A 26,999-nucleotide genomic window follows, 5' to 3' on the forward strand; every position below is an offset into this window, starting at 1 on the left:
GTTAGCTGGTAATGTGGCCAACGTTTTCTAGTGCTGGGCTCTTGCGCATGGGAAAGCAGCTATGCTATAGTAATACTTGTTGAAATGTGGAGGGATACCGAAGTGGTCATAACGGGGCGGTCTTGAAAACCGTTAGAGTGAAAGCTCACGCGGGTTCGAATCCTGCTCCCTCCGCCATATATAAGTAGATACACGTTCCGTCAAAAGGCGATTTTGAGAGCCTTGCAGATGGGACGTTTTTTTGTTGTCTGACCTTCAAAAATTAGTTCGATCTCCCTAGCTTCCCATTATTTACTTGTGGAACCAACAGTTGACCAGGAGCATAATGGATTTGTAAGGAAATCTAGTACAAACATTTGGGGAATATGCGGCGGACTAAACAATGCAGAGAGTCGTCGCTATTTTTTTGCCCATTTTAGGCATTGTTGCCTTCATATGCTTGTAGGCAATAGGGATAAAATCGTGTATCTTAAAGACATTCACGTAAGTACTCAACGTACTATCCCTTCTCCAACCAGTATGGGTTGGAGCTTTTTTTGCTTTTTATGAGTGGAATTGATTGGCAAAACCAACGACACAGCTGCTGTGGGTAAGCTTTTTCTGCCGAAAATGCTCGATTGACCGTTATTTTCCTTAAAATCCAGCAAAACCAATGTCGTTGAATAGGTCAGAATGATATATCCTGTACGTAAGGACTCGATTGATTCTTGGGGCCCTGCGGCAGCTTCAAAAATGCAGACGAAGCTGCCGTTTTTTTTATGGAAAAATATCAGAATATAATTGCAATAAAGAAAATTATAGTATAATACAAGAAATGATGCTAGGAGGCGTGTACATGATCGAAGCCAAAAGGGTAAGGAGAAATACGTTGGGTGATATTCTGCGCCGAAGTCACATGCGTTTTCCTGACAAAAAGGCTTTGCAGTTTGAAGAAGAAGTGCTTACCTATCGCGAGCTTGATGGAATCGTCAATCAAGCTGCGCATGCCTTAATAGAAAAGGGATTGAAAAAGGGAGACCGGGCAGCTGTCTTATCGCGCAACTCGATGGACTTTGTGATTCTCAATTTTGCTTTGGCAAAAGCAGGCGTCATCATGGTTCCCATCAATTTCATGCTGAATAAGGAGGATGTGGCTTTTATCCTAGGACACTCGGAAGTAAGTGCGGTCTTCGCATCTCCTGAGTTTCATGAGCTTGCACAGGGCGCGATAGAACAGTCGGGGCTAGCCATTCGGGTGAAGTTGCTTATCTCCAAGCCGGCAGCACAAGTAGAGGAATGGCAGCCCTTCCGTGAGATGCTGGAAGGCGCTGATCAACAGGAGCCGGAAGTCGATCTCGATGACGAGGATGTTGCCCATATTTTGTACACGAGCGGTACCGAGTCCAAGCCAAAAGGGGTCATGCTGACTCATAATAGCATCATATCCGAATACGTAAGTACCATCATCGAAGGCGATATGAAAGAGGACGACGTAGCCGTTCACGCGCTGCCATTATTCCATAGCGCGCAGCTGCACTGCTTTTTAGGGCCATACATATATTTAGGTGGAAGCGGTATCATTCTGGAGCAGGCCACTCCTGCAAGCATGCTGGAAACCGTGGAGACCTTTCAAGCGACGCAGCTGTTTTGCCCGCCAACAGTCTGGATCGCGCTTCTGCGTTCTCCTGATTTTGCTTCGCGTAATCTAAGCTCTCTCAAGAAATGCTACTATGGAGCTGCCATCATGCCCGTTGAGGTGTTAAAAGAGCTCAATCAACGACTGCCAAGCGCACAGTTCTACAACTTTTACGGGCAAACAGAGGTGGCACCACTTGCAACGGTGCTCAAGCCCGGAGAGCAGATCCGTAAAGCTGGATCAGCAGGAAAACCTGCACTCAATGTGGAGACCAGGATCGTGGATGACGAAGGAAACGAAGTGCCCCGAGGCAGCATCGGGGAGATCGTACATCGTACCAGTCACGCCATGATCGGCTACTTCCGTGACCCAGTGAAAACGCAGGCTGCTTTCGAGGGAGGCTGGTTCCACAGCGGGGATCTGGGAATCATGGACGACGAAGGATTTATAACGATCGTGGATCGTAAAAAGGATATGATCAAGTCTGGCGGGGAAAATGTCGCCAGCCGGGAAGTGGAGGAGATGATCTATTTGCATCCAAAGGTATCCGAGGTGGCAGTCATCGGCATTCCACATCCTTACTGGATCGAGGCTGTTACAGCAGTTGTCGTGCCAAAAGCTGGCGAAGCATTGACCGAAGAAGAGATGCTGACCTTCTGCAAGGAACGGCTCTCGGCGTTTAAAGCACCGAAATATATCGTCATTGCGGACAACTTGCCGCGCAACCCGAGCGGAAAGATTCTCAAGCGTGAGCTGCGGTTGCGCTATGACGTTCTCGCTTCTCAGCAGTAAGTCGATAGCCGTATAAAACGAAACAGCCCGCTCTCGGACGATTGCAACGAGGAGCGGGCTGTTTCGTTCTATTTCACTGTGGATACCGTAGGGTGCTCTGGATGAATGACATCAAAGCGATATCCTTTCGACTTTAAAAAGGTAATGACTTCCGGTAGTGCCTGAGCTGTGGGAGCCTTCGTGCTGGAATCGTGCATCAGGACGACGATTTCTTTTTGGTTCTTCACTTGCTGCTTGATATTGGAGAGAGCTGCTTGAGCGGTGTATTGATTGCTTCTAGCATCGCCGTTTGTTATATTCCAGTCGATAAAGGTATACTTGCGCTTGTTGGCTTCCGCCTTGATGGACTTCATAACGGGATTCGTCTTATTGTAGAGCTTTGGATCCTGATATTTGAGGCTGACTGTGTTGGAACTTCCACCAGGGTAGCGGAAGAGAGCGGGCTTGATCCCGGTGGCTTTTTCGATCAGCTGATTTCCTTTTTCCAAGTCAGCAAAGAAGGCTTCCATGCTTTTGTACACGATACGGTAATCATGGGAGTAAGTATGGCCACCGATCGCATGTCCCTCGGCAAGCGTGCGCTTGAGGATGGCTTCGTGACCAGGAACATTGCGTCCTACAATAAAGAAGGTTGCCTTCACATCAAATTTTTTTAAAATATCGAGCACTTGTGGTGTCACCACAGACGGTCCGTCATCGAAAGTCAGGTAAGCGACTTTATCGGTAGCGGTTGGCGTCGCAGGAGACTTTGGCGCAGCTGGCGGTTTGGCAGCAGGCTGTGTCGACTCCAGAGGCTTTGTCACAGGCGGCTTTGGTACAGGTTGTGACGGCTTTGCAGGTGTGGTCGTTCCCCCTGTTGCTGGCTTGGACGGCGCAGGTGGAGTATTCGTTTGCGCAGGCTTAGGTGCCGCAGGTGTAGCTGGATCGGATTGGGCAGGAGGCTGACTTGTTTGGGCTGCAGCTGGTCTGCTCACAATCGGCAAGAGAGGCTGATAGGGCTCCTCCCCATAAATAAGGAAAGACTTGCGCGTTTCTTGAAAGGTCGTCAGCTGTGCGGAGTAGGACGCTTCTATATCTTGCGGGCTTTTTTCCTGCTCCAGACTTTGACTGATTTTGTCCGTTCCCATGATTTGGACAAATAGCGGAATTTCATTCGCGCTGGTTTTGGGGACGGGAAAATGACTGAGCTGTCTAGCGTATGCCAAAGCGTACATGCCTGTCTTGGCTGGGTTAAAAAGATGCGGATCGGTAATTTGCATGCGAACTCCGCCAGCGGATTCTTTGTTTACAGGGAAGAACATGACACCTGGCAGGAGGCTTGCGTTCAGGAGATCAGCATACTTGCTCGCATCGATTCCCTCAGCGCCGATCCAGGAATAAGATTCTTCCACACGCAGGGCGGTTCCTGCCCCAATGCCGGTAGCCAGGGAACTGTACACAGAAGGGAGAGTCGGCAAATCTGGCGTGCTATGTTTCCAGGCTAGACCCGTTTCCTGGTACAGCATGGATCGCGTATACCCCTGCATAGGGACAACGGTTAGATCAGCACCGACATTTCGGTTAAAGTATAAAGCAAGCTCACCGATCGTCATGCCATGAGCGAGTGGCAGGATATCAGGGCTAATATAGGAATGATAGGCAGGTTCGAGAACGGGTCCATCGACGATACGCCCTCCAAGAGGATTGGGGCGATCCAGAACGATGACTGGCTTGCCGAGACGCTTCGCGGCAGACATGCAGTCATACAGATTCGTAATGTATGGGTTTGTTCGGGCACCGCTATCCTGTACGTCTACTAGCAAGACATCCAGCTTGTCGAAGACTTCTTTACTGGGCTCGCGATGGGCAGCGTTCATGCTGAAAACGGGAATGCCGTATACCGGATGCGTGCTGACTCCTACTTCAGAGGTGATCGGCTGCTTTCCATCCAGACCGTTTTCTGGAGAAAAGAGAGCTACTAGGCTAACCGTGCGATCTCGTCTGAGCATATCGATGGTGCTGACTCCTTGGCTGTTGATTCCCGTTTGATTGGTGAGGAGCCCCACTTTTTTGCCTTCCAGCAAAGAATGAAATTGCTCGAATAGAACATCACTTCCCAATTGAATGGCAGTAGTGTTCGCAGAGCTTCCGCCAGGCGGAATCATGCAAAAAATGAGTGCGAGGATGAGGAGCGGAATTAATTTTTTCATCGGCATTGCCTCTTTCAAAGGAAAAATTTCGTCGCTGTATGTCCATTGTAACGGTTTTTTGGGGAAAGATGGTTTCATTTTTGTAACAATTTGAAAATAGTTCGAAAGTATCCATTTCTTCCCTGCTTATTTTCATAGAATCCAGCATGAAACATAGAATGATTAGCTTGCAACGGTCTACTTCCTATAGTAGATTAAGAACCGTGTGAATCTTTATTGAAATGGAGTGGACGAAATGCTTAAAAAATTAGCCTCGCTTGTACTGGCTATTGCGCTTGTACCAGTGGCAGCTTTTTCTGCATCCGCAGCTTCTGCGCCAGCTGCCATTAAAGTGGAATACAACCAGAAGGCAATTGTATTTCCTGACCAAAAACCTGTCATTCGAGACAGCCGCACCTTGGTGCCAATCCGACCAATCGCAGAGAGCCTTGGCTTCGATGTAGACTGGAACGAGCAAACGAGAACGGTAACGATCAACAAAGGTACGAGTAATGTCCGACTGGTTGTTACACAAAAAATCGCCAAGAAAAACGGACAAACCATCAATTTGGATGTACCTGCACAAATTATCAACCAGCGGACGATGGTGCCTGTACGTTTTATCGCGGAAGCCTTGAGCTATAACGTGAATTGGAACCAAGCGACTCAAACTGTTCTGATTACGGACGAGCAAGCTACTCAATCGAATGCGACCGAAGAGCCCAAAGACAACAGCGCCACACAAAAGCCGGCAGCAAATGAAACTGCAGTCAAGTTGATTGATCGTACTACGATCAAAGGAAGAACATTTACGATTGCTACAATTGGTTTGTATCGTGTAAGCGGGAACGTCGAACCAGGTAGTGAAGTAGTGGTTACGCTGGAGGACAATACCTTTGAAGTAGATGTAAATGCGGATGGATCCTTTGAGTTTAACAAAGATACCTATGATGGAATTCGCAATTTCACGCTGAAGGCAGAAAAAGATGGAAAAGTCGATACCTATGAAGGCGAGTTTGTAAGCAATTCGTAAGGAATTGGCAAAGGAATCCCCCTACGATTTGTGAGTAAGAACACCTCCTGCACATCACACTATGGGCAAGGAGGTGTTTTTTGTTGAAACGAATTCAAGTGGGAATCTGCGCTTCCATGATGCTCGCCGGTTTGCTTGCAGGCTGTTCGCCAAACAAAGAACAGGGATCGGAGGATTTGAACGGAAATCAGGCGAAGTACGAATCGTACGGGATCAACTATCGCAATGACAATGCCGGGCTGGATAAAGGCCCAGCGGCGATGATTAGCCAAAAATACGTACACCAGCGCGAGCCACATCTCGTTTCCAGGCTGGAAAGACACGCCGAGAAGATACCGGGAGTAGTCGACATCAAAGTGCTGGCGTATAAAGATACACTCCTCGTGGGGGTACTGCCGATCGATACGCCGAAGCCCGATGAGGTCAATCCACACCCCAGCATTCCCTATACGAAAGGCAAGATCATTCGCAACGACAACGGCCACACGGATGCCCTGCAAAAACGGGTAGTGGACAGAATGCGCGTTCGTTTGCAGACCGAATCCCAGTACAATATTATGTACGTGTCCACGAGTCGGGCTTTGTACGATCGGATCGCTGATCTGCACGAGCGGATTATCCGTAAAGAGCCGGTGAGCCACGAAGAGTTTCAAGTTTTGATCAACGACATTGGATACACGATCAAGGGCTACAATTTGGTCGACTGACAAAGCACCACCTGGATTGTCCGGGTGGGCTTTTTGGCGTTTGCACTCCCGAGGCAGGAAATACAGCAATAAAGGGGAAATAACAAAAGAAGAGAGAAGGAGAACGGCAAGGAGTGCAATGTATGAAAACACCGCAGGTCTCGATCACAAAAATAACCCCTCCCACCCCAAAACCATACGTGCTAAGGCGTCCAACTTTGGCGAAAAAGCTTCGTCTGATGGATCACGTCCCGTTTTGCGTCGTGCACGCAGCCACTGGCTACGGAAAGACCATGGCAGTTGCTACGTTTTTACATGATGCCGCGAGGGAAACGTGCTGGTATTTCTTGTCCGAGGTGGATCAAGTGTTGTCCGCATTTCTGTACGGGCTGGTGGAGAGCGTGCGGCGTGTATTGCCTCACTTTGGTGAATCGCTGATGCAAAAGCTGACCGAAGAGACCGAAGCGCTTGAGCCACATCGGTTGGCAGAGTTGTTCGTTCGGGAATGGATGCAGCTGCAGGCGCATTCTGACTACTTTGTTGTTTTAGATGGGTTTCAGTTTATTCCAAAGGACAGTCCAGTTGACGTGTTCGTTCGAAAGCTTGCTGGACAGCTCCCCCATCGCTTCAAGCTGGTGGTTTTATCTCGAACCCGTCTGACGTGGACAGAGATGGAGCTATGGAAAACGCGAGGGGATTGCTTGGAAGTGGATACAGCCGATTTGACGTTTTCCAGGGATGACAGCGAAGCCTTTTTTCAGGATGAGTACGACGTCTGGCTCTCGGACGAGGAGTGGAGCCGCGTGGAGCAGGTTTCACGCGGCTGGGTGCTCTCGCTACGTTTCTTGGGAGATAAAATGGCGATGGGGACCTCCGTTTCCGAAAGCTTACGGGACTTGTCGCGGTTGGTTCACTTGCTGGACGCGGAGGTATGGAGTCAGCTGGACGGCTCCTTACAGACCTTTTTAATGAAATGCGCTGTGCTGGAACAGTTTGAAGAGGAGGATTGCCGCCAAGTCCTCGGAAATGAAGGCGTAAAGAATCTGAGAGAGGCGCACGATGGCAATCTGTTCATTTCCGTGGATGCACAAGGGCGGCATTTCTTCCATCCGCTCTTCCACCGGCTGCTTGCAAGTAAGCTGGCTTCCCATAGTGACCTGTATTTGGAAGTGAACGAAGCGGCTGCCCTTTGGTATCGACGAAAAGGGGAAGACGGGAAAGCCTTCGAGCATTTGCAGCTGGCAGAAAAATGGGATGTGCTGGGAGAGTGGCTCTATCAGGCATCCGAGCGATTACTGATGGACGGAAAGCTCGATGTTTTGTATCACTGGATCACGCTTTTGCCCGACACGATCAAAGAGGAAAAGCATTGGCTGTGGTTTTATCAGGCTGAGGTAGAACGTTACCGCTGCCACTACGTAAATGCATTTGGGTCGTACCAGCATTTTATCGACCTAAGCCAGACCAAGCATGATCTAATCGGTCAATGCCGAGGCCTGGAGGGCATGGCACGTGTACACCTCGACAGCGTTCAGGGCGGAGATCGTGCGGAGACCTTGCTGAAGCAGGCGATTGAGCTTCTTCCTCCGGCGGAACAAGGGCAGGAAACGGCTCCTAGACTGTACCGGGTGCTTGCCGAGATATACACCAATCGCGGGGACGCAAAACAGGCTGCAGAATGGTATGGAAAAAGCCAAGAGCTGGAGCAGTTGACAGAGGTGGAGCTCGAATCACGGCTACTGTTTCGCACCGGGCGACTGCAATCCTCCATCCAACTGCTGGAGAACAAGTCTTTGGACGAGAGAAAGAAGCACCCGAAGCTGACACGTTCGTACCGGGAGACTTCCCTTCTTCTTTCGTTTGTGTACGCCTTGAACGGAGACTGGGAGCGCGGCTGGCAAGCGGCTGAAACGGCGATTGAGCTGGGCAGAGCGGCGAACTCTCCTTTTGTGGAAGCGAACGGCTACGTCCGAAAAGCGCATGCCGCTCTGATCAGCCAGCAGCTCCCAGCGGAAGAAATTCGCCTGCTGTACGAAAAAGGGCTGCGCATGATGGAGGAGCTGCAGTCCACGCGTGGAAAATCGGAAACGCTCCTGGGACTCACATTGCTGTACGGCAGGGAAAAAGCACTTGATCTCGCCTTGCAATACGGCGAGCGAGGCAAGCAGGAGACGGACGCGATGCGAGACGACTGGCTCAACAGCTTGGTTCGTATGGCGATCGGGATTGCTTATGCGACCTATGGAAAGGACAGAGAGGCTCAAGAGGTCTTCGCCGATTGTGTGGAGCGGCTGAGCAAATGCGGTGACAGCTATGGTGTCGTTACCAGTCAGCTGTGGATCAGCTATCTGGCCTATCGCAACAAAGAATGGGACAAATTCGTACCCGCCATGACCCAAGCCTTGTCACTCATGCAGTCTGGCGAGTATCACTTCTTGCTGAGACGTCCGACGATGCTTACACCTCAGGACGTCCAGCAGCTGATGCCCGTGCTCATCGAAGCGGAGCGGCGCCAAGTATCACCGGATTACGTTTCACAGCTGCTGAACGATCTCGGACTGCAAAACGTGACGTTCCACCCCGGCTACACACTGCGCATACAAACACTAGGGCAATTCCGTGTATGGCTTGGGGAAAACGAACTGAGTGAAAAAGCATGGCAGCGCGGTACTGCCAAGCTGTTGTTTCAGCTCCTGCTCACCAAACGGCAGCATCTGCTCGCTCGAGAGGAGATTATGAACCGCCTGTGGGCAGACAGTGACGAGGAGTCGGCGATCCGGGACTTCAAGGTTGCATTAAATGCTTTGAATAAAGCGCTGGAGCCGAACCGAGCAGCAAGAGCCGAAACATTTTTCATCCAAAGGCACGGCAGCTCCTACGGATTTAACCTCGCTTCCGGCTATCACATCGATGTCGAAGAATTCGAGAAGCTCGTCACGCTAGGTTTCGCTGAAGCAGACCCCGTGCAGGCGGCGATTTTGCTCGAAAAAGGGCTAGGGTATTACCAGGGGGACTATCTGCCGGAATGCCGCTACGACGACTGGTGTGTAGAGGAAAGAGAGCGGCTGCAAGCCTTGTTCCTACGGGGAGCCGAGAGACTGGCGAAAATCAGGCTGGAGGAGAATCGCCTGGAAGGGGTGATCCGCTGGTGCGAGGCCATCCTGAAGGTAGATGACTGCTGGGAGGAAGCCTACCGCCTGCTGATGACAGCCTACTACCGATTGAATAATCGCAAGCAGGCTATTCGATGGTACGAAAAATGTGTGGCCAAGCTTCAGGAGCAGCTGGGGGTTGCGCCCATGCTTGCTACGCAGGAAACGTATCAAAAGATCATGACCCAGTAAGACCGCCTCGACGCGGTCTTTTTTCTTGTACAGTAAGAATTTATAAGATTCTTATCCAGTATAAGTGCAACTAAGACTGCGTCAAAAGGCTTGGAGCAGCCAAGTTTTCTAATACAAATAACGTGGTAAGACATAAGGCGGGACTCTCTTGACAAAACTAGGAAGGCAAATTACACTGTTTTTGTACTGACTAGTCAGTTCAAAAAACGAAAGGAGATGGGAGTGATGGCCTCATCCAAAAAAGACCAGATTGCGCAGGGAGCTTTGACTGCGTTTGCTCAGTACGGCTTCAGTGAAACTTCGATGGACACGATCGCAGAAGTCTCGCAGGTTGCTAAAGGGACGCTGTACTACCACTTTTCCACCAAGGAGGAGCTGTTTTTATACGTCATCGAAAAAGGCGTGAAGATGCTGATTTACCATGTAGACAGTGTCATGCAAAAGGAAGATCTATCACTGGAAGACCGCATGATGAGTGTGTTGGATGAGCATCTTCGCTTCTTTTCCGAAAATCAGGAGCTTTGCTTCTTATTGCTGAGCTTCTTTACGGGTGACGAACAACGAGATCAGTTGGTCGGAAGTCTGTTGACCGGGTATTTTACCACCATGGAGACCTACATGACCGATTTGCAGCAAAAAGGATATATTCGAGCAGATGTGGAGATACGGACTTTGGCTTCGGCTCTGTTTGGCATGATCGGATTCACCGTTTTGCGCAAACAGTTTCGGAAGGAGCCGCTAAATACGGATGCAGTTCGGGAGACGCTGCGGACGATGCTGGCGGGTATCTTGGATAAGCGTTGCTAATCTACAAGAAATACACATACACAAAAGAGGGGAAAACAGATGAACAAGCGTGCATGGATCGGGGTGGCTGGCTTTGCGGCCGGCATCGCAGTATTGGGAACCGTATTATTTGGACCGGGAGTAGGAAACGTCTCCGGGCAGCGAGCGGATAAAATAGCAGGTGTCATTGAGGGAACCGAAGTCGACTTGTCCTTTAAAATGGGGGGCTCCATCGAGCAATTGTCCCTCGCCGAGGGCGATGAGGTCAAGGCAGGGCAGCTGGTTGCCACGCTGAACAGTGAGGAGCTTTTGGCAAAGAAAGAACAGGCAGAGGCAGCCTATCGTCTGGCGCAAGTAAAGCTGGAGCAGGCGAAAAAGGGAGTGTCTCTGACGGATAGCTCGAGCGATGCACAGGTGGATCAGGCAAGCGCGCAAGTAAACTCCGCTGCTGCTCAATTGGCTGCAAACAAAAATGGTGCGCGGGCTGAAGAGGTCGCTCAGCTGAAAGCGAAGGTACAGGCTACAGCTACAGCGAAGCAGATCGCGGCAACCAACCTGGAGCGGATGAAAAAGCTGTTTGCAGAAGGGGCTGTCCCCCAAGTAAAAGTGGAGGAAGCCGACATGCAGTATCAACAAGCGACTGCAGAGAACAAAGCGGCTGTAGAGTCGCTGAATATGGCACAGTCGGGAGCCAGACGCGAACAGGTAGATGCAGCACAGGCCCAGCTGGATCAAGCGAAAGCGGCGTACAATCAGGCGGTAGCAGCGCGCGGACAGGTCGGCTTGAAAGAGCTGGATGTGAAATCTGCAGAAGCGGGTGTCCAGCAGGCAAAAGGGGCTTTGGCGGAGATCGAAGCGTATTTGAACAACACGAAGCTGACTGCGCCTGTTGACGGTGTCGTGAAATCGGTAGCGGTTCAAAAAGGCGAATTGGTCGCACAGGGCTTTACCGTGTTGACCATTCAGTCCAAAGCAGATAACTATGTGAAGTTTTACGTGGATGAGTACAGCCTGTCCGCTGTAAAAGCGGGAGATACCGTGAAATTGTACGTACCGGCATTGAAACGGGAAGTGGATGCAAAAGTCGTTACGGTTGCCCCTGCTGCGGATTTTGCGGTGAAAAAAGCGACACAGGAATTAGGGGATCGAGATATTCGTTCCTTCCAGGTGAAACTGATCGTGGATGATACAGAGCTGCGTCCGGGCCTGACGGTCGAGTGGAACGTTGAAGGGGCTGGTAACGGTGAGTAACTTCTACCGCCTCTTCTGGACAGAATGGCAAAACCTTTTTACCAATAAAACAATTCGGAACATCATCTTCATCGTTCCATTGATGTATTTGACCTTGTTTGGCTTTTTGTACAGTGAGAAAAAGGTCATGCATATCCCGACGGTCATGGTGGATGCGGATCAAACAGAGCTGAGCCGGGAGCTGTACCGTGCATTTGAGGTCGATCAGACCTTTCAGATCACTTCCATTGTCGGGACCGAGGAGGAAGCGATGCGGCTGATTGACCAGGGGCAGGCAAACGTCGCCTTGATCATCCCGGCAGAATTGGAAAAGAACGTGAAGGCGGGACGAGCAGCAGAAGTACTGACGGTTATCGACGGTAGCAACATGATGATCTCCAACACGGCTGTAAGGACTGCCAGTACCGTAGTTAAGACGGTCTCAGCCGGTGCTACCCTCAAAAAGCTGGAGGCAAAAGGGGGTTGGGGAGAAGGGGGGAAAAACCTGTACACAGGGATCGATTACCGCTATCGGGTCCTTTACAATCCGACCTTTAGCTACATGTCCTTCATGGTCTTCGGGTTGGCAGGAACCGTTCTGCAGCAGGTGCTGTTTCTCGGCATTGCGATCTCCGTGACGCAACAAAAAGAAGCGGGAACCTGGCGAAGCACGATGGAGAAGAACAGCTTTTGGTCAATAGCAATAAGCAAGCTGCTCCCTTATTTTCTGGCAGGAACACTCAATATGTTTATCGGGTTTACGCTGTTGCTGAAGGTATTTGGCATCCCGTACTACGGTAGCACGGTCAATCTCATGCTCATCGCAAGTGCCTTCAATTTGGCGGTCCTGTCGATCGGCTTTGCGATTTCCTTTTTCTCCAAAGACCAGCTGCAGGCAACCCAAATGGCTATGCTCATTGCGGTTCCGTCCTTTATGCTTTCCGGATTTACGTGGCCGTTCATGTCTATGCCAGCTGGAGTGGCTGCGATTGGAAAATCTTTACCGCTTACCTATTTTTTACATGGAACCAGAGAAATTTTAACGAAGGGACACGGGCTGTCCCAAGTCACGTCTGATCTCCTGATTTTATGCTTCATGTCCGCGCTGGGCCTGTTCGCAGCCTATGTGATCTACCTGGTGCAGACAAGGAAAAAAACGGAAAAAGTGGGCGAGTCGGCAACGGTTTAAGAAGGGGAAAAAGGAAAAGAATCTCTTGTGTTGTAAAGAATCTATCCTATATACTTACTTAAAAAAGGCAGATTTTCAACGCAAGGGGGACATTATGTCAGCGACTCATCTGAAACAATTGTGCGAAGAGACGTACACCAAGTTGAAAAAGGTAAGCATGGAAGTGGAACGCTATTTGAACCAGGTGACCTTATCCAGCCTAGTTTCCCAGTCCGGTGATAAGGAAGAGTACGAATCTTACTATCGGACCTATCTTTCTGACCTGCGCCATTTACTTGTATACTGCGAAAATGCGTACGACAGGCTAGGGGTTTCCCTTCGCCGAGCACGATTCAATGAGGAGTTTGCCGAAGAAGTTTTGTATCAGGTCTACCATACCTGTGTCAATAACTTCTACTACCCCAAAGGCGAGGTCTATGACGAAGACGGTCGCTATTCCTATACCGGACAAGACGCTATTATTTTCCGCAAACAGGTCACCCCTGAGCTGCAGCAGCTGACGCTATCTCTGTCCAAGGTATTTGAGCAAATGCGAGATGATCTGCAATATTACGAAACGGATTATATCACCAAAAAACGGATGCAGAAGGAGCAAGCACAGGCATAAGTGCGAGCTGACTGCAAAAAAAATGGATAGAGGTTCAGTCATCAACTGAATCTCTATCCATTTCTGTTTATCTGGCTATTGCTTTGAGCGCTTGAGGCGAAGGGAAGTAACCGGACTTACACGCCTACGGGCTGACGGATGTGCAGCATGCGCTCGTCCACCTGGCGAAGCATGTTGCTGAGCGCTCCTTCCTCGATATGGGAGACGGCAGCGAAGTTATGATAGTCGACATGATAACCAATCATCCCAAGGGTGCCCTCGGCAATTTGTTTTTCGATGACCGCATCCATGCCTTTGCCAACCAATTCTTTCGCCGTTTCCCGAGTCGTTGTAAACACCATGGCCTGCTTGCCCGCGAGCAAACCGACAGGACCTTTTTCCTCGTAATGAAAAGCAAAGCCATCTGTAAAGACGCGGTCGATATATCCTTTTAAAATGGCAGGGGTTGACCACCACCATACGGGATAGATCATAACGAGCAGATCCGATTCGGAGATGATGGTTTGTTCTTCGAGAATATCGGGAGAAGCGCTACCTTGCTCAACCAGCTTCATATCCTCTGAACGAAACACCGGCTGAAAGTTCATCTTGTACAGATCGCGCAGCTTGTACTCGATATTTTGCTTCTCCAGCGCTTGGGTAACATGGGATAGAATCGCGTGACAAAAGCTGGATTCACCTTCATGGGCAAACAGGATGCAAGCCTTCATATCTCATCCTCCTCCAAAAGTTCCTTCATTCAAAACCAAAGCGAAGACGCAGTAAAAATTTGTTGAGGAGGCCGCCAAAAGTTGGTGGGGTTTGCTCGGATTGGGCTGGCTCCGTATGCAGCTGTCTTAATGTTCGATTGACGTCGATCATCCCATATCCGTACAGCTGGTCATGTCCAGGTGGCCCCAGATCGAGGGCAGAGCTGCGAATGAGCTCCATCACGTCATGGGATTTCATATCCGGATGCACGGAGCGTACGAGCGCTGCCAGCGCGGCTACATGTGGACATGCCATGGACGTCCCGGACAGGGAGGCATAGTCGCTGTAAATGTAGGTGCTGGGGATATCGACCCCGGGTGCTGCAACGTCTACATAGTCCCCAAAATTGGAGAAATCGGCGCGTTCCTTCAGGTGATCAACGGCAGCAACGGAAAGCACTTCGTCATAGGCAGCAGGGTAGCTCGGCTGATCAGATGCGTCGTTTCCGGAAGCCGCGACCAGCACGACATTGTTGTCGTAGGCGTACTTGCACGCTTCCTTCAGAGCGGCTGAGGATGTGTAGTTACCTACGCTCAGGTTAATGACATCGGCACCGTGATCCGTTGCCCAGTAAATGCCTTGCGCGATGTCTACAGCCGAGCCTGAGCCGTCAGCACCGATCGCTTTGACGGGCATCAGCTTGCTTTTCCAGGTCATCCCGGCAATGCCGTCCTTGTTGTTTGTTTTGGCCGCAATCACTCCGGAGACATGTGTACCGTGACCATTGTCATCCTGAGGCTTATTGCTGCCGTCAAGAACGTTGTAGCCCTCTACGAGCTTGCCTTCAAACTCTGGGTGCTCCATGTCTACCCCTGTATCGACAACAGCAACAATGACGTCACTGCTGCCTTCACTGACATCCCAGCTCTGTTCCATTCCAATCAGCGGGAGGTTCCACTGGTACTCCGTATAGTAGGGATCGTTCGGCGTTCTGTTCGGAAGCAGAAGAAAGTTTGGCTCCGCAAAAACGGAGTCCGGATGCTCGGCCAGCTTCTTCATCAACTGCTTGGTAGTGAGGCTGCGTGATTTGATGATGATGAATTTGTCAAAGTCCCGTTTGATTTTGGCATCGAGGGAAGCGACCATTTTGTCTATCGTTTTCTGATCAGGGCGCGGTGAAAAGCGAACAACGACTTCATGCTCGATATAATGGCTCCGATCGCGAGGGTTGTGATGCAGCGTCTGAATGTGGCTGCGCTTCTCCAAGCCTCGGCGTATGTCTTTTACTTGTTCGATGTAGTTGATCCTCGGGATACTGGCATTCAGTGAAGTGACCCGAGGATGGGGCTCGCGCATTTCCTGCTCTGCATTTTGCTGCATGCGATAGGGAACGACGACGAGCCCGACCAAAGCGACCGCGACGACAATCGGGGCAAAGCGCAAAATAATCACTCCCTCATGTGCTTATGGATATAGCCTGCACACCGAGAGAGTGATTATGAAGGTAAAAGCTTACATTCGATTGTTTAGAGGTCGTGGAGCAGAAGAGGGGGTGGGGGTAGGACGCAGAGAACGGCGTGGAAGCTTCCAGCCCCGATAGACAGAAACCATTCTGCACCCGATGATAGCAGAGAACAATGCATACAGCTCTGGAATTGATGTCGCCCATTTTAAGCCGACCGCGACACCAGCCACCATGGCCCAAACCGCATAGATTTCTTCCTTGAACACGAGTGGCTTACGTCCTGCAAGCACATCGCGGATAATCCCGCCGCCGATACCGGTCAAAACAGCAGCGACGATCGTTGCGCTGAGGGGATAATTCATTTGAGTTGCATACATCGCCCCCTGAATCGCAAAAGCGGAAAGCCCGACAGCATCGAAAAACAGTCCCCATCGGTTCCAATAGCCAATATATTTGTGGGGGAGGACAAAGACGATGAGCATAGATACAAGTGCGATAGTAAACAATGTGCCTTGATTCCAAAAAGCAGTAAGCGGGATTCCCAGCAAGATGTTGCGCAAAATTCCTCCACCAAAAGCGGTAGCCATCCCCAAGACGATAACCCCGAGAAGATCGTATTCTTCCTCCATCGCGATGACAGCGCCGCTGATCACGAATGCGACCGTTCCAATAATATTAAACCATTCCCAAGACATGCTTTTTCCTACATCCTTCCTACTAAATCAGCCCTAGTTGTAATAATCCATGATGAATGCCGTCCTCATCGACGTGCCGGGTAATGCGGTTCGCAAATGGTTTGAGCTCCTCGTGGGCATTCCCCATCGCGATTCCCATTCCGACATAGGCGAGCATCTCTTTGTCGTTCAGTCCGTCTCCAAACGCGACAGCTTCGTCCGGGCTGTAGCCAAAATGGCGCAGGGCAGCTTCAATGCCTTTTGCCTTCGAACCGTTAGGCGGCAAGACGTCCAGAACTTGCTTGTGCCAGCGTACATAGGAAACCTCATGGAAACGATCGACATACGGCTCCTCTTCATCCGCATTGCAATAAAGAAATGCTTGATAAATAGGTGCTTCCGCCCAGTAGCGGTGACGATGAGCCGGAGCAGGCAGGCGCAAGGAATCAAACGATTCGATGACGTACGGATGATCGCTGACGTTTGCATAGCAGCTGTCTGCACTGAGGAACACCATGGGATGCTGGTTTCCGTCTGCCATTCCCTCAAGCTTCGCCAAAGTCTCTGTAGAAAAAGGCGTGTGTGCGATCACGTTGCCTTTACTTACCACATAAGAGCCGTTAAAGCTGACAAAGGTATCGATGCCCAGCTGATTAGCGATGTTCGACAAGTGATAAGGCGAACGCCCCGTGGCAATGGCAATCTGGACGCCTTTATCCTTCAGGCGCTGCACGGCTTCGAAGGTTGCTGCAGGTATGGCATGCTTCGTATTGAGCAGGGTACCGTCAATGTCAAAAAAGACAATTTTATACGCCATTTTCTTTCCTCTCCACTCTTTCTCTGTATAATCCAAGAACCAGGAAAATCGTGCCTGATCCAAAAGATTTGATCGTAAAAAATAGAAAAGGGAATGTCGGAAAAAAGACATTCCACCTTCACTTTGCTATTAGAATACAGCCAGTTCAGTATCGCTGTCAAATACGTGGCATTTGGACAAATCCATTCCCAGTTTTACCTTCATACGGGGCTTCAGGCCTTCTCTGGCATCTACACGAGCAACCATTTGTGTCTGGGCTATATTATGGAAATAAACGTACAGCTCCGAGCCCATATTTTCGACGACATCCACATCTGCTTCAAGGAAGCTGTCAAATGGATTCGCTTCGATAAATTGCGCGTCACTGTACAGGTCTTCGGGGCGGATGCCGAAAATGACGCTTTTGTTAACATAGCCTCGCTCACGCAGTTGTTTGGCCTTGTCTGTCGGGAAGGTCACGATCAGCTGATCAGATTCGAAAAATAGCTGGCCCTCTCGTTCGACGACACTGCCCTTCACGAAGTTCATCGCAGGGGAGCCGATGAAGCTGGCGACAAACAGATTTAGCGGATGATTATAAATTTCAGTCGGTGTCGCTACCTGTTGGATGAGTCCATCTTTCATGACAACGATACGATCTCCCATCGTCATGGCCTCTGTCTGATCATGAGTAACGTAGATGATCGTGGTGTTCAGGCGCTGGTGGAGCTTCAAAATTTCCGTGCGCATTTGAACCCGCAGCTTGGCATCCAGGTTGGACAGCGGTTCATCCATGAGAAAAACCTGTGGCTCACGCACGATTGCACGGCCCAATGCTACCCGCTGGCGTTGACCACCGGACAGCGCTTTTGGCTTGCGGTCGAGCAAGTGGGAAATATCGAGGATACGTGCAGCATCCTGAATGCGTGCATCGATATCCGATTTGGAAAATTTGCGCAGCTTCAGCCCGAAAGCCATGTTCTCATACACATTCATGTGAGGATAGAGGGCATAGCTTTGGAATACCATGGCGATATCCCGATCTTTTGGGGCGACGTCGTTGACGCGTTTTTCTCCGATGTACATGTCGCCTTCCGATATTTCCTCCAAGCCAGCAATCATGCGCAGGGTCGTCGATTTCCCGCATCCAGACGGACCGACGAGGACGAGGAATTCCCGATCCTGAATTTCCAGATGAAAGTTATCTACTGCGGTTACGTTGTTGCCGTATTTTTTGTAAATGTGGTTTAAGGTTACTTTTGCCATAATCGTGGATACCTCCCAAGCAGCGTGAAGACAATCATGGATGAGGTTCTACCACAAGGGTACCAAGTCATGGCAGATGGCTCCACGGTAAAATTGCACGAATTGTTTGGTCAATTTTGCCGAAAAAGCAGCAATAGCCGGAAAAGGATGGCATGTGGAAACTGTCGCGGGTCAAGTCCCGTTTGCTCTGTCAGCTTGTCCAAGCGGTAGAGAAGGGTATTGCGATGCACATACAGCTGGCGGGCCGTATCGCTGATGTTCCACTGGCAGTGAAACAGCGTCTCCAGTGTCTCGATCTGTTCTGCGTTTAAGGTATGAGCGGTGATGAAGGGAGGAAGGCTGCGCAAAAGCTCGAGTCTCGTCTCGGATGGCAAGGCTGCTGCCCATTGCTCTAACGGATATTGCCAGGAGCCGGCAACCATGGTCCGAGGACGAAAAGTGGTCAAGGCGTGGGACAGGGAGAGAAGCTCTTGCAGCGCTTTTCCGAGCAAAAGCGGCGTCGAGATCGTTCTGCTCACCAAAAGGCGGACATGCTCCATCTGCTCGGTCGAAACGAGATCATGCAGCCCGGATGCCCACTCCAGTAAATCTTCCGGATCGTTTTGATTTCCAAGGATGGAGATGGGGACGAGAAGCAAATAATAGGAGCGACCAAGCGGGATTCCAAGAAAAGAGGAATCCTCTCCTTTGAAAAAGTCTTGGAGCAAGGGCTGGAGGGTTTGCCACTCAAATACGCTCTCCCATCTGGAATGCTCCATGAGAAAAACAGCGCGCGGCTCACGCCAGGACCAAAGCTGTTCGAGGCGAGCTGGGGGAGAGATCGGTGAGCCATGACAAATGCTATGTAACCAGGCGGAGACCTGATTGATTACGGATCCGCCTGTTCTAGTGGCTTGCGGGGTGAAAAAAAGACGGAGCAAAGCCCTTGCTGATTCATGCCAGGAGAGACTCTCAATGAAAATAAGCCAAACCGCGCCCGAGTCGTCCTCCGTAATGGCCGAAAGCTCCCACCCGCGCTCTTGGTGCTCAAGCAGGAGCTGGTCGACAGATACACGAGAGGTCTGAACACAAATAATAGGCAAACCAGTTTCTTGACGAATCTGTTCAGCGTAGTTCATCCATTGTTCCATGCAAGCGCTCTCTCCTCGCCCTTTTCTTGCATTATACCTCAGTCAAGGGCGAGCGTGGCAGAAGCTTCCTGCATAGAAGTGGCGAAGGGTGCATTTTGTCCGTGGGGGAAATAGGCTGAGCCTGCCATGGTGTGCAGGGTGATTTCCGGCCGCGAACGCAAGCGGATATTGAGCCCAGTCTGCCCCAGACCTTCACTGATGTAAAAAGGGCGCCCATCCACGTGATGCAGCCCCACTACCATGTTCAGCTTAGGCAGCTTTCCCATTTTCGCGAGGTGAAACGGGCGCGGCCAGTGAATCTGCCCTCCGTGGAAGTGACCGGAAAGCAAGTAGTCGTACGAGTAGTCCTTCATGTGCAGGACCACGTTTGGATCATGGGTGAGCACCAGTCTTGCCCCTGTCATGGGTACGTGCTCAAAAGACTTGCCTAGCTTGCAGTGTCCTGTTGAGAAGTTGTCTACTCCGATGATGTGCAGTGGGTTTCCGCGATGGGAAACCGTTACATGCTGGTTGATGAGTACCTTGCAGCCAATGCGCTCTAGCTCCGTTTTCAGGAGGGCGAGCTTGGAGGCTGGCAGTACGTAATCGTGATTGCCGAAAACGACGTAGGTGCCGAGAGCAGGCTGCAGCGTCATCACCGTTTTCACATAGTGAATCGCCTTCGGAATGTTTTTTTGACGGTCTAACAGATCTCCGGTGATCGCAATGAGATCGAGCTGACGATCGGAAAAATCTTCGACGACTCTGGATGCTTCCACAGAGATATTTTCCATGTGCAAATCAGATAAGTGCAAGATAGACAACGGCTCCCAATCCGCGGGATCAGGGAGTCTGCGGGAAGGCTGAAGCGGGACGGATACATAATTGGTATGAACGTCAAATGTATTGCGGTAAGCGCGAATGAATAACAGGGCGATAGCTACGGCAAGGAACAACCATATCATTTCCGGGTGCCATCTCCTTCTTGGGTGTGAGTACCGCTCATTATACTAGATTTGCACGATCTTCGAATAAGTAGGTTACTGGCAGAAGGAATTTACGAAGAAGTGCAGAAATATTATGAAAGTTGAATGAAAAAGAATCCATTGGAGTCTAGGAGAGTGAAAGTATGAACGTGGAAAAAATTCCGGCTACGGAAGGCCGGTTTAACCTGGGCAATTACGACGAAGTCTACGCGAACTTTGATTGGGCTGAAGTGGAAAAACAATTCTCTTGGCACGAGACAGGAAAAGTAAACATGGCGTACGAAGCCATTGACCGCCATGTATTGACTGATCGTAAAGACAAAACCGCTCTCATATACAGTGATTTGACTCGGGATGAAACGTACACGTATGCACAGCTTAGCGAGCTGTCCAATAAATTCGGGAACGTCCTGCGCGGGCTGGGAATTGCAAAAGGAGACCGCGTATTCGTCTTCATGCCTCGTACGCCAGAGCTTTATGTAAGCGTTTTAGGGACGTTAAAAGTAGGAGCAATCGTAGGGCCTCTGTTCGAGGCGTTCATGGAAGCAGCTGTGCGCGATCGTCTGGAAAACAGTGAAGCTGTTGCGATCATCACCACACCTGCGCTGCTGCCTCGCATTCCGGTGAACGAACTGCCTGCTTTGAAGCACGTAATCGTTGTAGGCTCCAAAGACGAGCTGCCAGAAGGACAAATCAGCTTCGAAGCAGCGATGGCAGAAGCCTCCTCCGATTTTGAAATCGAATGGGTGGATCGTGAAGACGGAATGATCCTGCATTATACGTCTGGATCTACGGGGAAACCCAAAGGTGTCTTGCACGTGCACAATGCCATGATCCAGCACTATCAAACAGGAAAATGGGTACTGGATCTGCAGGAGGACGACATCTACTGGTGCACAGCCGATCCAGGCTGGGTAACGGGTACTGCCTACGGGATCTTTGCCCCTTGGCTGAATGGTGTGACAAACGTTGTCCGCGGGGGACGTTTCACACCGGAATCCTGGTACGAAACGGTAGAAAAGTACAAAGTCAGCGTTTGGTACAGCGCACCGACTTCCTTCCGTATGCTGATGGGAGCAGGGGATGAGCTGGTCAAAAAATACGATTTCTCCAACCTGCGTCACGTTTTGAGCGTCGGTGAACCACTCAATCCAGAGGTTGTGTATTGGGGCATGCGTGTATTCAACCATCGCATTCACGATACATGGTGGATGACGGAGACAGGTGGCCAGTTGATCTGTAACTACAAATCCATGGCGATCAAGCCTGGCTCGATGGGCAAACCGATTCCGGGTGTCTACGCATCCATCATCGACGACCAAGGCAATGAGCTGCCGCCAAACCGCATGGGGAATTTGGCTGTCAAAGTCGGCTGGCCAGCAATGATGCGTCAAATCTGGAACAACCCTGCGAAATATCAGGAGTATTTCCACATCCCGGGCTGGTACGTTTCTGGCGACTCTGCCTACAAGGATGAAGAAGGTTATTTCTGGTTCCAAGGACGTATTGATGATGTGATCAATACATCGGGTGAGCGCGTTGGCCCGTTTGAGGTAGAAAGCAAGCTGGTCGAGCATCCAGCTGTAGCGGAAGCAGGTGTGATCGGTAAACCGGACCCTGTTCGTGGGGAAATCATCAAAGCTTTCATCGCGCTGCGTGCCGGTTATGAGCCTACCGATGAACTGATGGAGGAAATCCGCAAGTTTGTGAAGGAAGGTCTGGCTGCGCATGCTGCGCCGCGTGAGATCGAATTCCGCGACAAGCTGCCGAAGACGCGCTCCGGTAAAATCATGCGCCGCGTCTTGAAAGCATGGGAGCTGGGCTTGCCGACAGGCGACCTGTCTACCATGGAAGACTAATAACAGAACAAGCAAAAACCATCTCCTATCAACAGGTAGATGGTTTTTTTTCGCTAATGCTCGTGTCCCTGACAAGTATGCGCGTGATTGTGCGCTTCATGGTCCTTCTGATGAGGGCTTTCTTCACAATGAAGTCGGTCGTGCTGGACGGAAGAATTCTCGATTTGGATCGTCGCGTGCGTGATCCCAAAATCATGCTCCAATACCTGGAGAGCCTGTGCCAATATCGGATAGCTAGGCAAATCGTCCGCTGCGATTAAATGGCAGGTGAGGGATTCGAAGCCGGAAGTAACGGTCCACACATGCAAGTCATGTACCGCAGTGACACCTTCCAGCTGCTGCAGCCTTCCTGCGATTTCGGTGGTGTCAAGTCGGCTTGGGGCTCCTTCCAGTAGGATATGGACGGATTCCTTCGTAACCCGCCAAGCGCTGAGCATGATGAGGATGGCGACGACTACACTGATCAGGGGATCGGCGATATACCAGCCAAATGACCACATCAAAATTCCGCCAAGAATAGCGCCGATGGAACCCAGCATGTCACCGAGGACGTGCAGATAGGCGCTTCTGACATTCATATTTTCCTTGTAGTCTCCACGCATGAGGACAAAGGCAGCTGCGACGTTCGCCAACAACCCGACAGTCGCAATGATAATCATGGTTCCACTGGCGACCTCAGGCGGTGCGAGGAGGCGCTGGTAGGCTTCCCAGATGATGATCAGGGAAATCACGACGAGCGTGACACCGTTGATCAAGGCAGCCAAAATTTCAAAGCGGTGCATCCCAAACGTCTTCTGGGCAGATGGTGGGCGCGAAGCAAAGTGAAGGGCAATCAAGCTGAGCAAAAGAGCCGAGGCGTCGCTGAGCATATGGCCTGCATCGGATAGGAGCGCCAAGCTGTTCGTGAAGAAGCCTCCGATAATTTCTACAATCAAAAAAAGCGTGATGATGCAGAGGGATACAAGCAGAGCCTTTTTGCTGGCACCTCTGCCATGGTGATGGTGACTATGATCATGAGAGTGATCGTGATGGTGGTGTCCCATACATCGTGCCTCCTATAGAAACAGTTTCCGTGCGAAGAAAGTCTACAATTTCGTTTGTCAGTATAGCCGCGTCATGGCCAACGCCGCCCATCAAGGCAGACAGCCGGTTGCGCTGCCACGGCAATCCCAGAAAAAACAGTCCGGGAACTGGGGAGACGCCTTTTTGATGGAAAGGGCGGCCTAGCTCGTTGCATGCACCGGGTACGTCCAGCCATGCATAGTTGGGGCGATAGCCCGTTGCCCAAATGATCGTTGAAAAGTCAGCGGTGCTGCCATCTTCAAAAGCAGCGGTACAGCCTGACAGGGATACGGTTCGTGGTGCTATTTTTAGTTTGCCTGCACGTTGCAGCTGCCGAAGCTCTTTTTTGTATCCGAAAATGGGGTCAGGCAATGAGCGGTAAAGCCTTCCGAGCCAGGAAGAGGAAGGAGCGGTGAGCACGCCCAGTGAGCGAAGGTAATAAAAAATAGTTTTACCCAATATGGAAAGCGGCAGATGGGTTCGTGACTGCCCGATGGATAAAAAAACGGAATGCTCTTGAGCCAGCTCAGTCGCGATTTGGATGCCTGAATTCCCTCCGCCAACAACAAGTACGGTGCCTGGGTCGACCTGCCGCCCATTTCGAAAGGTGGCCGTATGCCATTGCGCGATCTCCTTCCCAGCTTGGGCATGCAGAGAAGGCCAATACGGCTCTTGAAAAGGACCAGTCGCGACAACTACCGACCGTGCGCGAAAAACCTGTTCCTGCGTGTGCACCTGATAGCTCCCTCCCTGGTTTTCTAGGCGCAGGACTTCCACACCTAGCCGGATGGGGAATGAATGGTAGTGGGCATACATTTCCAAATAATGAGCCGCTTCATTTTTGTCTGGAAATCCATGTCGATCTCCGGGAAAGGGGAGTCCAGGCAAATCATTAAAAGCACGTGGAGTGAAAAGGACCAAAGAGTCGTAACGTTCGCGCCAGCTTGTACCGACACGATCATTTTTTTCCAGAATGACAAAGGAAAGCTTACGTCGCTGAAGGTAGTACCCGATGGATAACCCCGCTTGGCCTGCGCCAATCACGATCACGTCGTAGTCAGTCATGTGTATCTCCTCTTTCTTGACTGTATTTTCCTAAATCATACCAGATACAATACAATATTCAAGTAATCATTTGAATGTTTATTTGAACAGCAAAAAAAGCCGTCACGCAAAAGACAACGGCTTTTCGGAATGAAAGTGAAACACTAGCTAGCGGTACGAGAATAAGCACGGTGTGGCGATAGATCTCCACGATGCCGAACATACAATGGTCCCCAAGAAGGGTTGGCATCGTGCATCGTTTTCAGCAAGGCAGTCATACGGGGAAAGGCATCGGAAATGGGGACTTCACCCGCAATGGATGACGTGACCGCAGCCGCGACGACATGTGCGGCATACATGCCTGAAACGACGCAATCGTGAACAGCTTGTGATTCGGACAAATGTGTGCGGATATCCTGAACGATTTTTTCATCGTGATTCTGCCAGTTTTGAATTTGGCCGAGGGCATGCCCCTCCAGACTATTTAATCGTGCATTGGTAATGGTGCGAGCGACAATCGCCGCTGACTTTTTGGCAGTCTCTACATCTAAGGAGGTCCTTCCGAGAAGAATTCCTGAGTGGTCTTTATCTGTTTCTTCCTCTAAGGCTTCCGCCCACTCGGTGGCATTGTCGAACTGGAGGAGGCGAACGGTCTCGGCGGCTAGGTAGCCTCGAAGAATATCTGCTGGGTGAGGATCGTTTTGTGGACCCGTGTTGCGCAAAGTGGGCACACCCGTGTATGCCTTGTTCAATCCGCGGAAATAACCGATCAAACCGATGCCTGCGGCCGGGCCTGTATTTAAAATGCCGAGGACATCCGAGGCGGTCTCATCGATACGCAGTGCCCAGTAGTTGGCTAAAGTAGAATTGGACAGCTCATCAGCCAAAGCGTCGTAAACATGATGCTGCAGCTCGGCGAGCAATCCTTTGTCCGCGTGCAGGATGTCATGTCCGGCTGTCTCGTGGCCAAGCGCTGACCACGCCAACAAACCATGCCGAGCGTTGGCCGGAGGGAGGTTGACAATTCCTGTTTTGATGTCAAAATGGGCGGCAGCTTCAGCCGTCCAGGTATAGGGTCCAAACTGGGGGCGTCCCCATTTCACGAGAGGAGCGATCAGGCTTTCATCTGGTGGCTTGATTCCTTTCCTGTCTTCCTCACTTAAAAAGCCGTCGTACAAATCGCTGACTACTTCCTGAAAGGCATCAGTTGCTTCACGTTCGTACGCTTCACTGTTTTGGAGAATGGCGTGGGCAATATCCAAAAACAACCCTGCCTCCCGTTCTATTCGAGGATCGCGGCTAAGCATGCTGTTAAATCCAGCCTCGGAAAGCTTGTCCACGGCTAGCATAAACGGTTCATAAACATGTACGCGATAAAGCGGCGGGAGGGTGTCGGCAGCATCTTGCAAACGCCCGTACAGAGAGTGGTACTCGGCAGGATCTGCTGGACCCGTGTTTTCGTCCATGGCAGCGGACGTGACGTCGTCCATGCAGGCTAACAGATTGCGGAAATCAGGATGGTTCATGCGTGACGCCTCCATTCGTCTAGAGAGTAGGTGCTCCGGACACGGTTACGTCAAATCATGTGAGCGGCTTTTTGGGGGACCCACCTCCTTTCCGGATGGACGAGAGTTGGTACTTCTATTATAAAGGATTGGAACTGGAATAAAAAGGATGGAAGGATAGGTGATTGGAAGCAATTCTTGCTTGCCTGATGTAGGGCGCTTGTCCCGTAGAGAGACAATCGAAACACAAAAAACTGGGAATCTTTTCATAGCGTGCTGTCTTCGGTACAATAAAAGTGAGAATAAGAATTATTATCATATGATGCGGAAGGTCGTGCGTACATGAATCGGGAATGGTCAATGTATTTAGCAAAACAATACGGCATCTCTATCGAAGACGATCTTTCGCAGACAAAAGGTGAGTATACGGTACAGGATCTAATCGAACAGAAGGTGCAAATGAGGGAGTTTTTAGAAGCGCAGAGCAGTCAGATGAATCATATAGCTTTAGCTGTCACTGGCACGCTGTTTGCCAAGCGTTATTCAGTCCTTAGCATGGGAGTGTTCGATGCGCTTATCCGCTATCAGATTATTTTGGATACCTCGCCTCAGCATACGTTTATTACGCGAAAAGACGGAGGAGAAATGGGGATTGTTCTTCCTGAAACGGCGGTAAAGCTGTTGAGCGAGCTATCCGACCATGAAGTCGAGGTCTTCCTGTCTTCTTTTGTGTACAAGCACCTGACTCCGTTGTTTCAGAGGGTGTCCGAGGTGTCGAGAAGCAAGACGACACATCTGTTTTCGCAGATTTCGTATAATACCGCACAGAAGGCTTTGCAGCTGAAAATGGACATTCCCGAAAAAGCGTTGCAGATCGATCGGCAATGGAAGACATTACTAGAGGTTCCTGCTGGCTGTGACCGAACGAAAAAGAATCCACTTGCCATGGAGTTTCGCCTCTATCACCCGTCAGATGGAAGCAGTCCCTATTATATCCGCAAGCACTGTTGTCTCGCTTACATCGTACGTGGCGGCGATAAGAGCCGGGTTTGTGATTCATGTCCTCTGCTTACGGACGAAGAAAGAGACTGAT

The 26,999-nt window shown here is 50.6% G+C and carries 21 protein-coding genes and 1 tRNA gene; 11 read left to right on the plus strand and 11 right to left on the minus strand.

Annotated features, from left to right (window positions below; genetic code table 11):
- Positions 1–88: 88 nt before the first annotated feature.
- A tRNA-Ser gene (locus ACLIN2_RS11510) sits at positions 89–177 on the plus strand.
- A 658-nt stretch (positions 178–835) separates the two neighbouring features.
- On the plus strand, positions 836–2,407 hold the full coding sequence (locus ACLIN2_RS11515) for an acyl-CoA synthetase (RefSeq protein ID WP_411504088.1): 1,572 nt from the start codon (positions 836–838) through the stop codon (positions 2,405–2,407).
- A gap of 68 nt (positions 2,408–2,475) precedes the next feature.
- Here the strand turns inward: ACLIN2_RS11515 and ACLIN2_RS11520 are convergent, their stop codons facing one another.
- Positions 2,476–4,596, minus strand: coding sequence for an exo-beta-N-acetylmuramidase NamZ domain-containing protein (locus ACLIN2_RS11520; RefSeq protein WP_411504089.1), 2,121 nt, complete (start codon positions 4,594–4,596; stop codon positions 2,476–2,478).
- A 235-nt stretch (positions 4,597–4,831) separates the two neighbouring features.
- Between ACLIN2_RS11520 and ACLIN2_RS11525 the strand changes: the two genes are divergently transcribed.
- From ACLIN2_RS11525 to ACLIN2_RS11555, 7 genes are all read left to right on the plus strand, one after another.
- On the plus strand, positions 4,832–5,608 hold the full coding sequence (locus tag ACLIN2_RS11525) for a stalk domain-containing protein (protein ID WP_411504090.1): 777 nt from the start codon (positions 4,832–4,834) through the stop codon (positions 5,606–5,608).
- A gap of 83 nt (positions 5,609–5,691) precedes the next feature.
- Positions 5,692–6,315 (plus strand): YhcN/YlaJ family sporulation lipoprotein, encoded by a 624-nt coding sequence (locus ACLIN2_RS11530; RefSeq protein ID WP_092268200.1) that lies wholly within the window; start codon positions 5,692–5,694, stop codon positions 6,313–6,315.
- 122 nt (positions 6,316–6,437) lie between these two features.
- Entirely contained in the window at positions 6,438–9,638 is a 3,201-nt protein-coding gene (locus tag ACLIN2_RS11535; protein WP_411504091.1) for a BTAD domain-containing putative transcriptional regulator, read from the plus strand.
- 225 nt (positions 9,639–9,863) lie between these two features.
- The gene (locus ACLIN2_RS11540) at positions 9,864–10,445 is read left to right on the plus strand and encodes a TetR/AcrR family transcriptional regulator (RefSeq protein ID WP_092267941.1); all 582 of its coding nucleotides are present in this window, start codon (positions 9,864–9,866) and stop codon (positions 10,443–10,445) included.
- Positions 10,446–10,484: 39 nt separating this feature from the next.
- Entirely contained in the window at positions 10,485–11,675 is a 1,191-nt protein-coding gene (locus ACLIN2_RS11545; protein WP_411504092.1) for an HlyD family secretion protein, read from the plus strand.
- The gene (locus ACLIN2_RS11550; protein WP_411504093.1) at positions 11,668–12,843 is read left to right on the plus strand and encodes an ABC transporter permease; all 1,176 of its coding nucleotides are present in this window, start codon (positions 11,668–11,670) and stop codon (positions 12,841–12,843) included. Before ACLIN2_RS11545 ends, ACLIN2_RS11550 begins: the two co-directional genes overlap by 8 nt.
- A gap of 94 nt (positions 12,844–12,937) precedes the next feature.
- Entirely contained in the window at positions 12,938–13,450 is a 513-nt protein-coding gene (locus ACLIN2_RS11555; protein WP_092267944.1) for a DUF3907 family protein, read from the plus strand.
- 116 nt (positions 13,451–13,566) lie between these two features.
- On the opposite strand, the gene ACLIN2_RS11560 is transcribed toward ACLIN2_RS11555, so the two are convergent.
- The 7 genes from ACLIN2_RS11560 to ACLIN2_RS11590 all read right to left on the minus strand — a co-directional run bounded on the left by ACLIN2_RS11560 (position 13,567) and on the right by ACLIN2_RS11590 (position 20,415).
- On the minus strand, positions 13,567–14,160 hold the full coding sequence (locus ACLIN2_RS11560) for an NAD(P)H-dependent oxidoreductase (RefSeq protein WP_092267945.1): 594 nt from the start codon (positions 14,158–14,160) through the stop codon (positions 13,567–13,569).
- A gap of 25 nt (positions 14,161–14,185) precedes the next feature.
- A complete protein-coding gene (locus ACLIN2_RS11565) occupies positions 14,186–15,583 on the minus strand; it encodes a S8 family peptidase (protein WP_411504094.1) in 1,398 nt (465 codons plus the stop codon).
- Between the two features lie 69 nt (positions 15,584–15,652).
- Positions 15,653–16,300 (minus strand): trimeric intracellular cation channel family protein, encoded by a 648-nt coding sequence (locus ACLIN2_RS11570; protein WP_400582187.1) that lies wholly within the window; start codon positions 16,298–16,300, stop codon positions 15,653–15,655.
- 22 nt (positions 16,301–16,322) lie between these two features.
- A complete protein-coding gene (locus ACLIN2_RS11575) occupies positions 16,323–17,096 on the minus strand; it encodes a Cof-type HAD-IIB family hydrolase (protein WP_411504095.1) in 774 nt (257 codons plus the stop codon).
- A 129-nt stretch (positions 17,097–17,225) separates the two neighbouring features.
- Positions 17,226–18,341: an ABC transporter ATP-binding protein gene (locus ACLIN2_RS11580; protein WP_411504096.1), complete on the minus strand. Its 1,116-nt coding sequence runs from the start codon at positions 18,339–18,341 to the stop codon at positions 17,226–17,228.
- A 110-nt stretch (positions 18,342–18,451) separates the two neighbouring features.
- Positions 18,452–19,471, minus strand: coding sequence for a PucR family transcriptional regulator (locus ACLIN2_RS11585; RefSeq protein WP_411504097.1), 1,020 nt, complete (start codon positions 19,469–19,471; stop codon positions 18,452–18,454).
- A gap of 38 nt (positions 19,472–19,509) precedes the next feature.
- Positions 19,510–20,415, minus strand: coding sequence for a metallophosphoesterase (locus ACLIN2_RS11590; RefSeq protein ID WP_092267949.1), 906 nt, complete (start codon positions 20,413–20,415; stop codon positions 19,510–19,512).
- Positions 20,416–20,579: 164 nt separating this feature from the next.
- Between ACLIN2_RS11590 and acsA the strand changes: the two genes are divergently transcribed.
- Positions 20,580–22,295, plus strand: a complete 1,716-nt coding sequence (gene acsA, locus ACLIN2_RS11595) for an acetate--CoA ligase (protein ID WP_400582184.1) — start codon at positions 20,580–20,582, stop codon at positions 22,293–22,295.
- A 53-nt stretch (positions 22,296–22,348) separates the two neighbouring features.
- Here the strand turns inward: acsA and ACLIN2_RS11600 are convergent, their stop codons facing one another.
- The 3 genes from ACLIN2_RS11600 to ACLIN2_RS11610 form a co-directional block, all read right to left on the minus strand.
- Positions 22,349–23,338 carry a cation diffusion facilitator family transporter gene (locus tag ACLIN2_RS11600; protein WP_400582183.1) on the minus strand — a complete coding sequence of 330 codons (990 nt, stop codon included), beginning with the start codon at positions 23,336–23,338 and terminating at the stop codon, positions 22,349–22,351.
- Positions 23,307–24,422 (minus strand): flavin-containing monooxygenase, encoded by a 1,116-nt coding sequence (locus tag ACLIN2_RS11605; protein ID WP_411504098.1) that lies wholly within the window; start codon positions 24,420–24,422, stop codon positions 23,307–23,309. Before ACLIN2_RS11605 ends, ACLIN2_RS11600 begins: the two co-directional genes overlap by 32 nt.
- A 143-nt stretch (positions 24,423–24,565) precedes the next feature.
- Complete coding sequence (locus tag ACLIN2_RS11610; RefSeq protein ID WP_411504099.1) at positions 24,566–25,927, minus strand: hypothetical protein; 1,362 nt, start codon at positions 25,925–25,927, stop codon at positions 24,566–24,568.
- A 321-nt stretch (positions 25,928–26,248) separates the two neighbouring features.
- Here ACLIN2_RS11610 and ACLIN2_RS11615 point away from each other — a divergent pair, with 321 nt between their 5' ends.
- Positions 26,249–26,998, plus strand: a complete 750-nt coding sequence (locus ACLIN2_RS11615) for a hypothetical protein (protein ID WP_411504100.1) — start codon at positions 26,249–26,251, stop codon at positions 26,996–26,998.
- The last annotated feature ends 1 nt before the right edge of the window (position 26,999 follow it).

The sequence above is a fragment of the Brevibacillus centrosporus genome (genome assembly GCF_046622605.1).
GTDB classification, from domain to species: Bacteria; Bacillota; Bacilli; order Brevibacillales; family Brevibacillaceae; genus Brevibacillus; species Brevibacillus centrosporus.

Coding starts and splice junctions, on each gene's coding strand:
- ACLIN2_RS11585 (WP_411504097.1), bottom strand. CDS start 19,471: ATGGAACAATGGATGAACTACGCTGAACAGATTCGTCAAGAAACTGGT.
- ACLIN2_RS11540 (WP_092267941.1), top strand. CDS start 9,864: ATGGCCTCATCCAAAAAAGACCAGATTGCGCAGGGAGCTTTGACTGCG.
- ACLIN2_RS11520 (WP_411504089.1), bottom strand. CDS start 4,596: ATGAAAAAATTAATTCCGCTCCTCATCCTCGCACTCATTTTTTGCATG.
- acsA (WP_400582184.1), top strand. CDS start 20,580: ATGAACGTGGAAAAAATTCCGGCTACGGAAGGCCGGTTTAACCTGGGC.
- ACLIN2_RS11535 (WP_411504091.1), top strand. CDS start 6,438: ATGAAAACACCGCAGGTCTCGATCACAAAAATAACCCCTCCCACCCCA.
- ACLIN2_RS11580 (WP_411504096.1), bottom strand. CDS start 18,341: ATGGCAAAAGTAACCTTAAACCACATTTACAAAAAATACGGCAACAAC.
- ACLIN2_RS11615 (WP_411504100.1), top strand. CDS start 26,249: ATGAATCGGGAATGGTCAATGTATTTAGCAAAACAATACGGCATCTCT.
- ACLIN2_RS11590 (WP_092267949.1), bottom strand. CDS start 20,415: ATGATATGGTTGTTCCTTGCCGTAGCTATCGCCCTGTTATTCATTCGC.
- ACLIN2_RS11555 (WP_092267944.1), top strand. CDS start 12,938: ATGTCAGCGACTCATCTGAAACAATTGTGCGAAGAGACGTACACCAAG.
- ACLIN2_RS11570 (WP_400582187.1), bottom strand. CDS start 16,300: ATGTCTTGGGAATGGTTTAATATTATTGGAACGGTCGCATTCGTGATC.
- ACLIN2_RS11610 (WP_411504099.1), bottom strand. CDS start 25,927: ATGAACCATCCTGATTTCCGCAATCTGTTAGCCTGCATGGACGACGTC.
- ACLIN2_RS11605 (WP_411504098.1), bottom strand. CDS start 24,422: ATGACTGACTACGACGTGATCGTGATTGGCGCAGGCCAAGCGGGGTTA.
- ACLIN2_RS11515 (WP_411504088.1), top strand. CDS start 836: ATGATCGAAGCCAAAAGGGTAAGGAGAAATACGTTGGGTGATATTCTG.
- ACLIN2_RS11560 (WP_092267945.1), bottom strand. CDS start 14,160: ATGAAGGCTTGCATCCTGTTTGCCCATGAAGGTGAATCCAGCTTTTGT.
- ACLIN2_RS11545 (WP_411504092.1), top strand. CDS start 10,485: ATGAACAAGCGTGCATGGATCGGGGTGGCTGGCTTTGCGGCCGGCATC.
- ACLIN2_RS11600 (WP_400582183.1), bottom strand. CDS start 23,338: ATGGGACACCACCATCACGATCACTCTCATGATCATAGTCACCATCAC.
- ACLIN2_RS11525 (WP_411504090.1), top strand. CDS start 4,832: ATGCTTAAAAAATTAGCCTCGCTTGTACTGGCTATTGCGCTTGTACCA.
- ACLIN2_RS11575 (WP_411504095.1), bottom strand. CDS start 17,096: ATGGCGTATAAAATTGTCTTTTTTGACATTGACGGTACCCTGCTCAAT.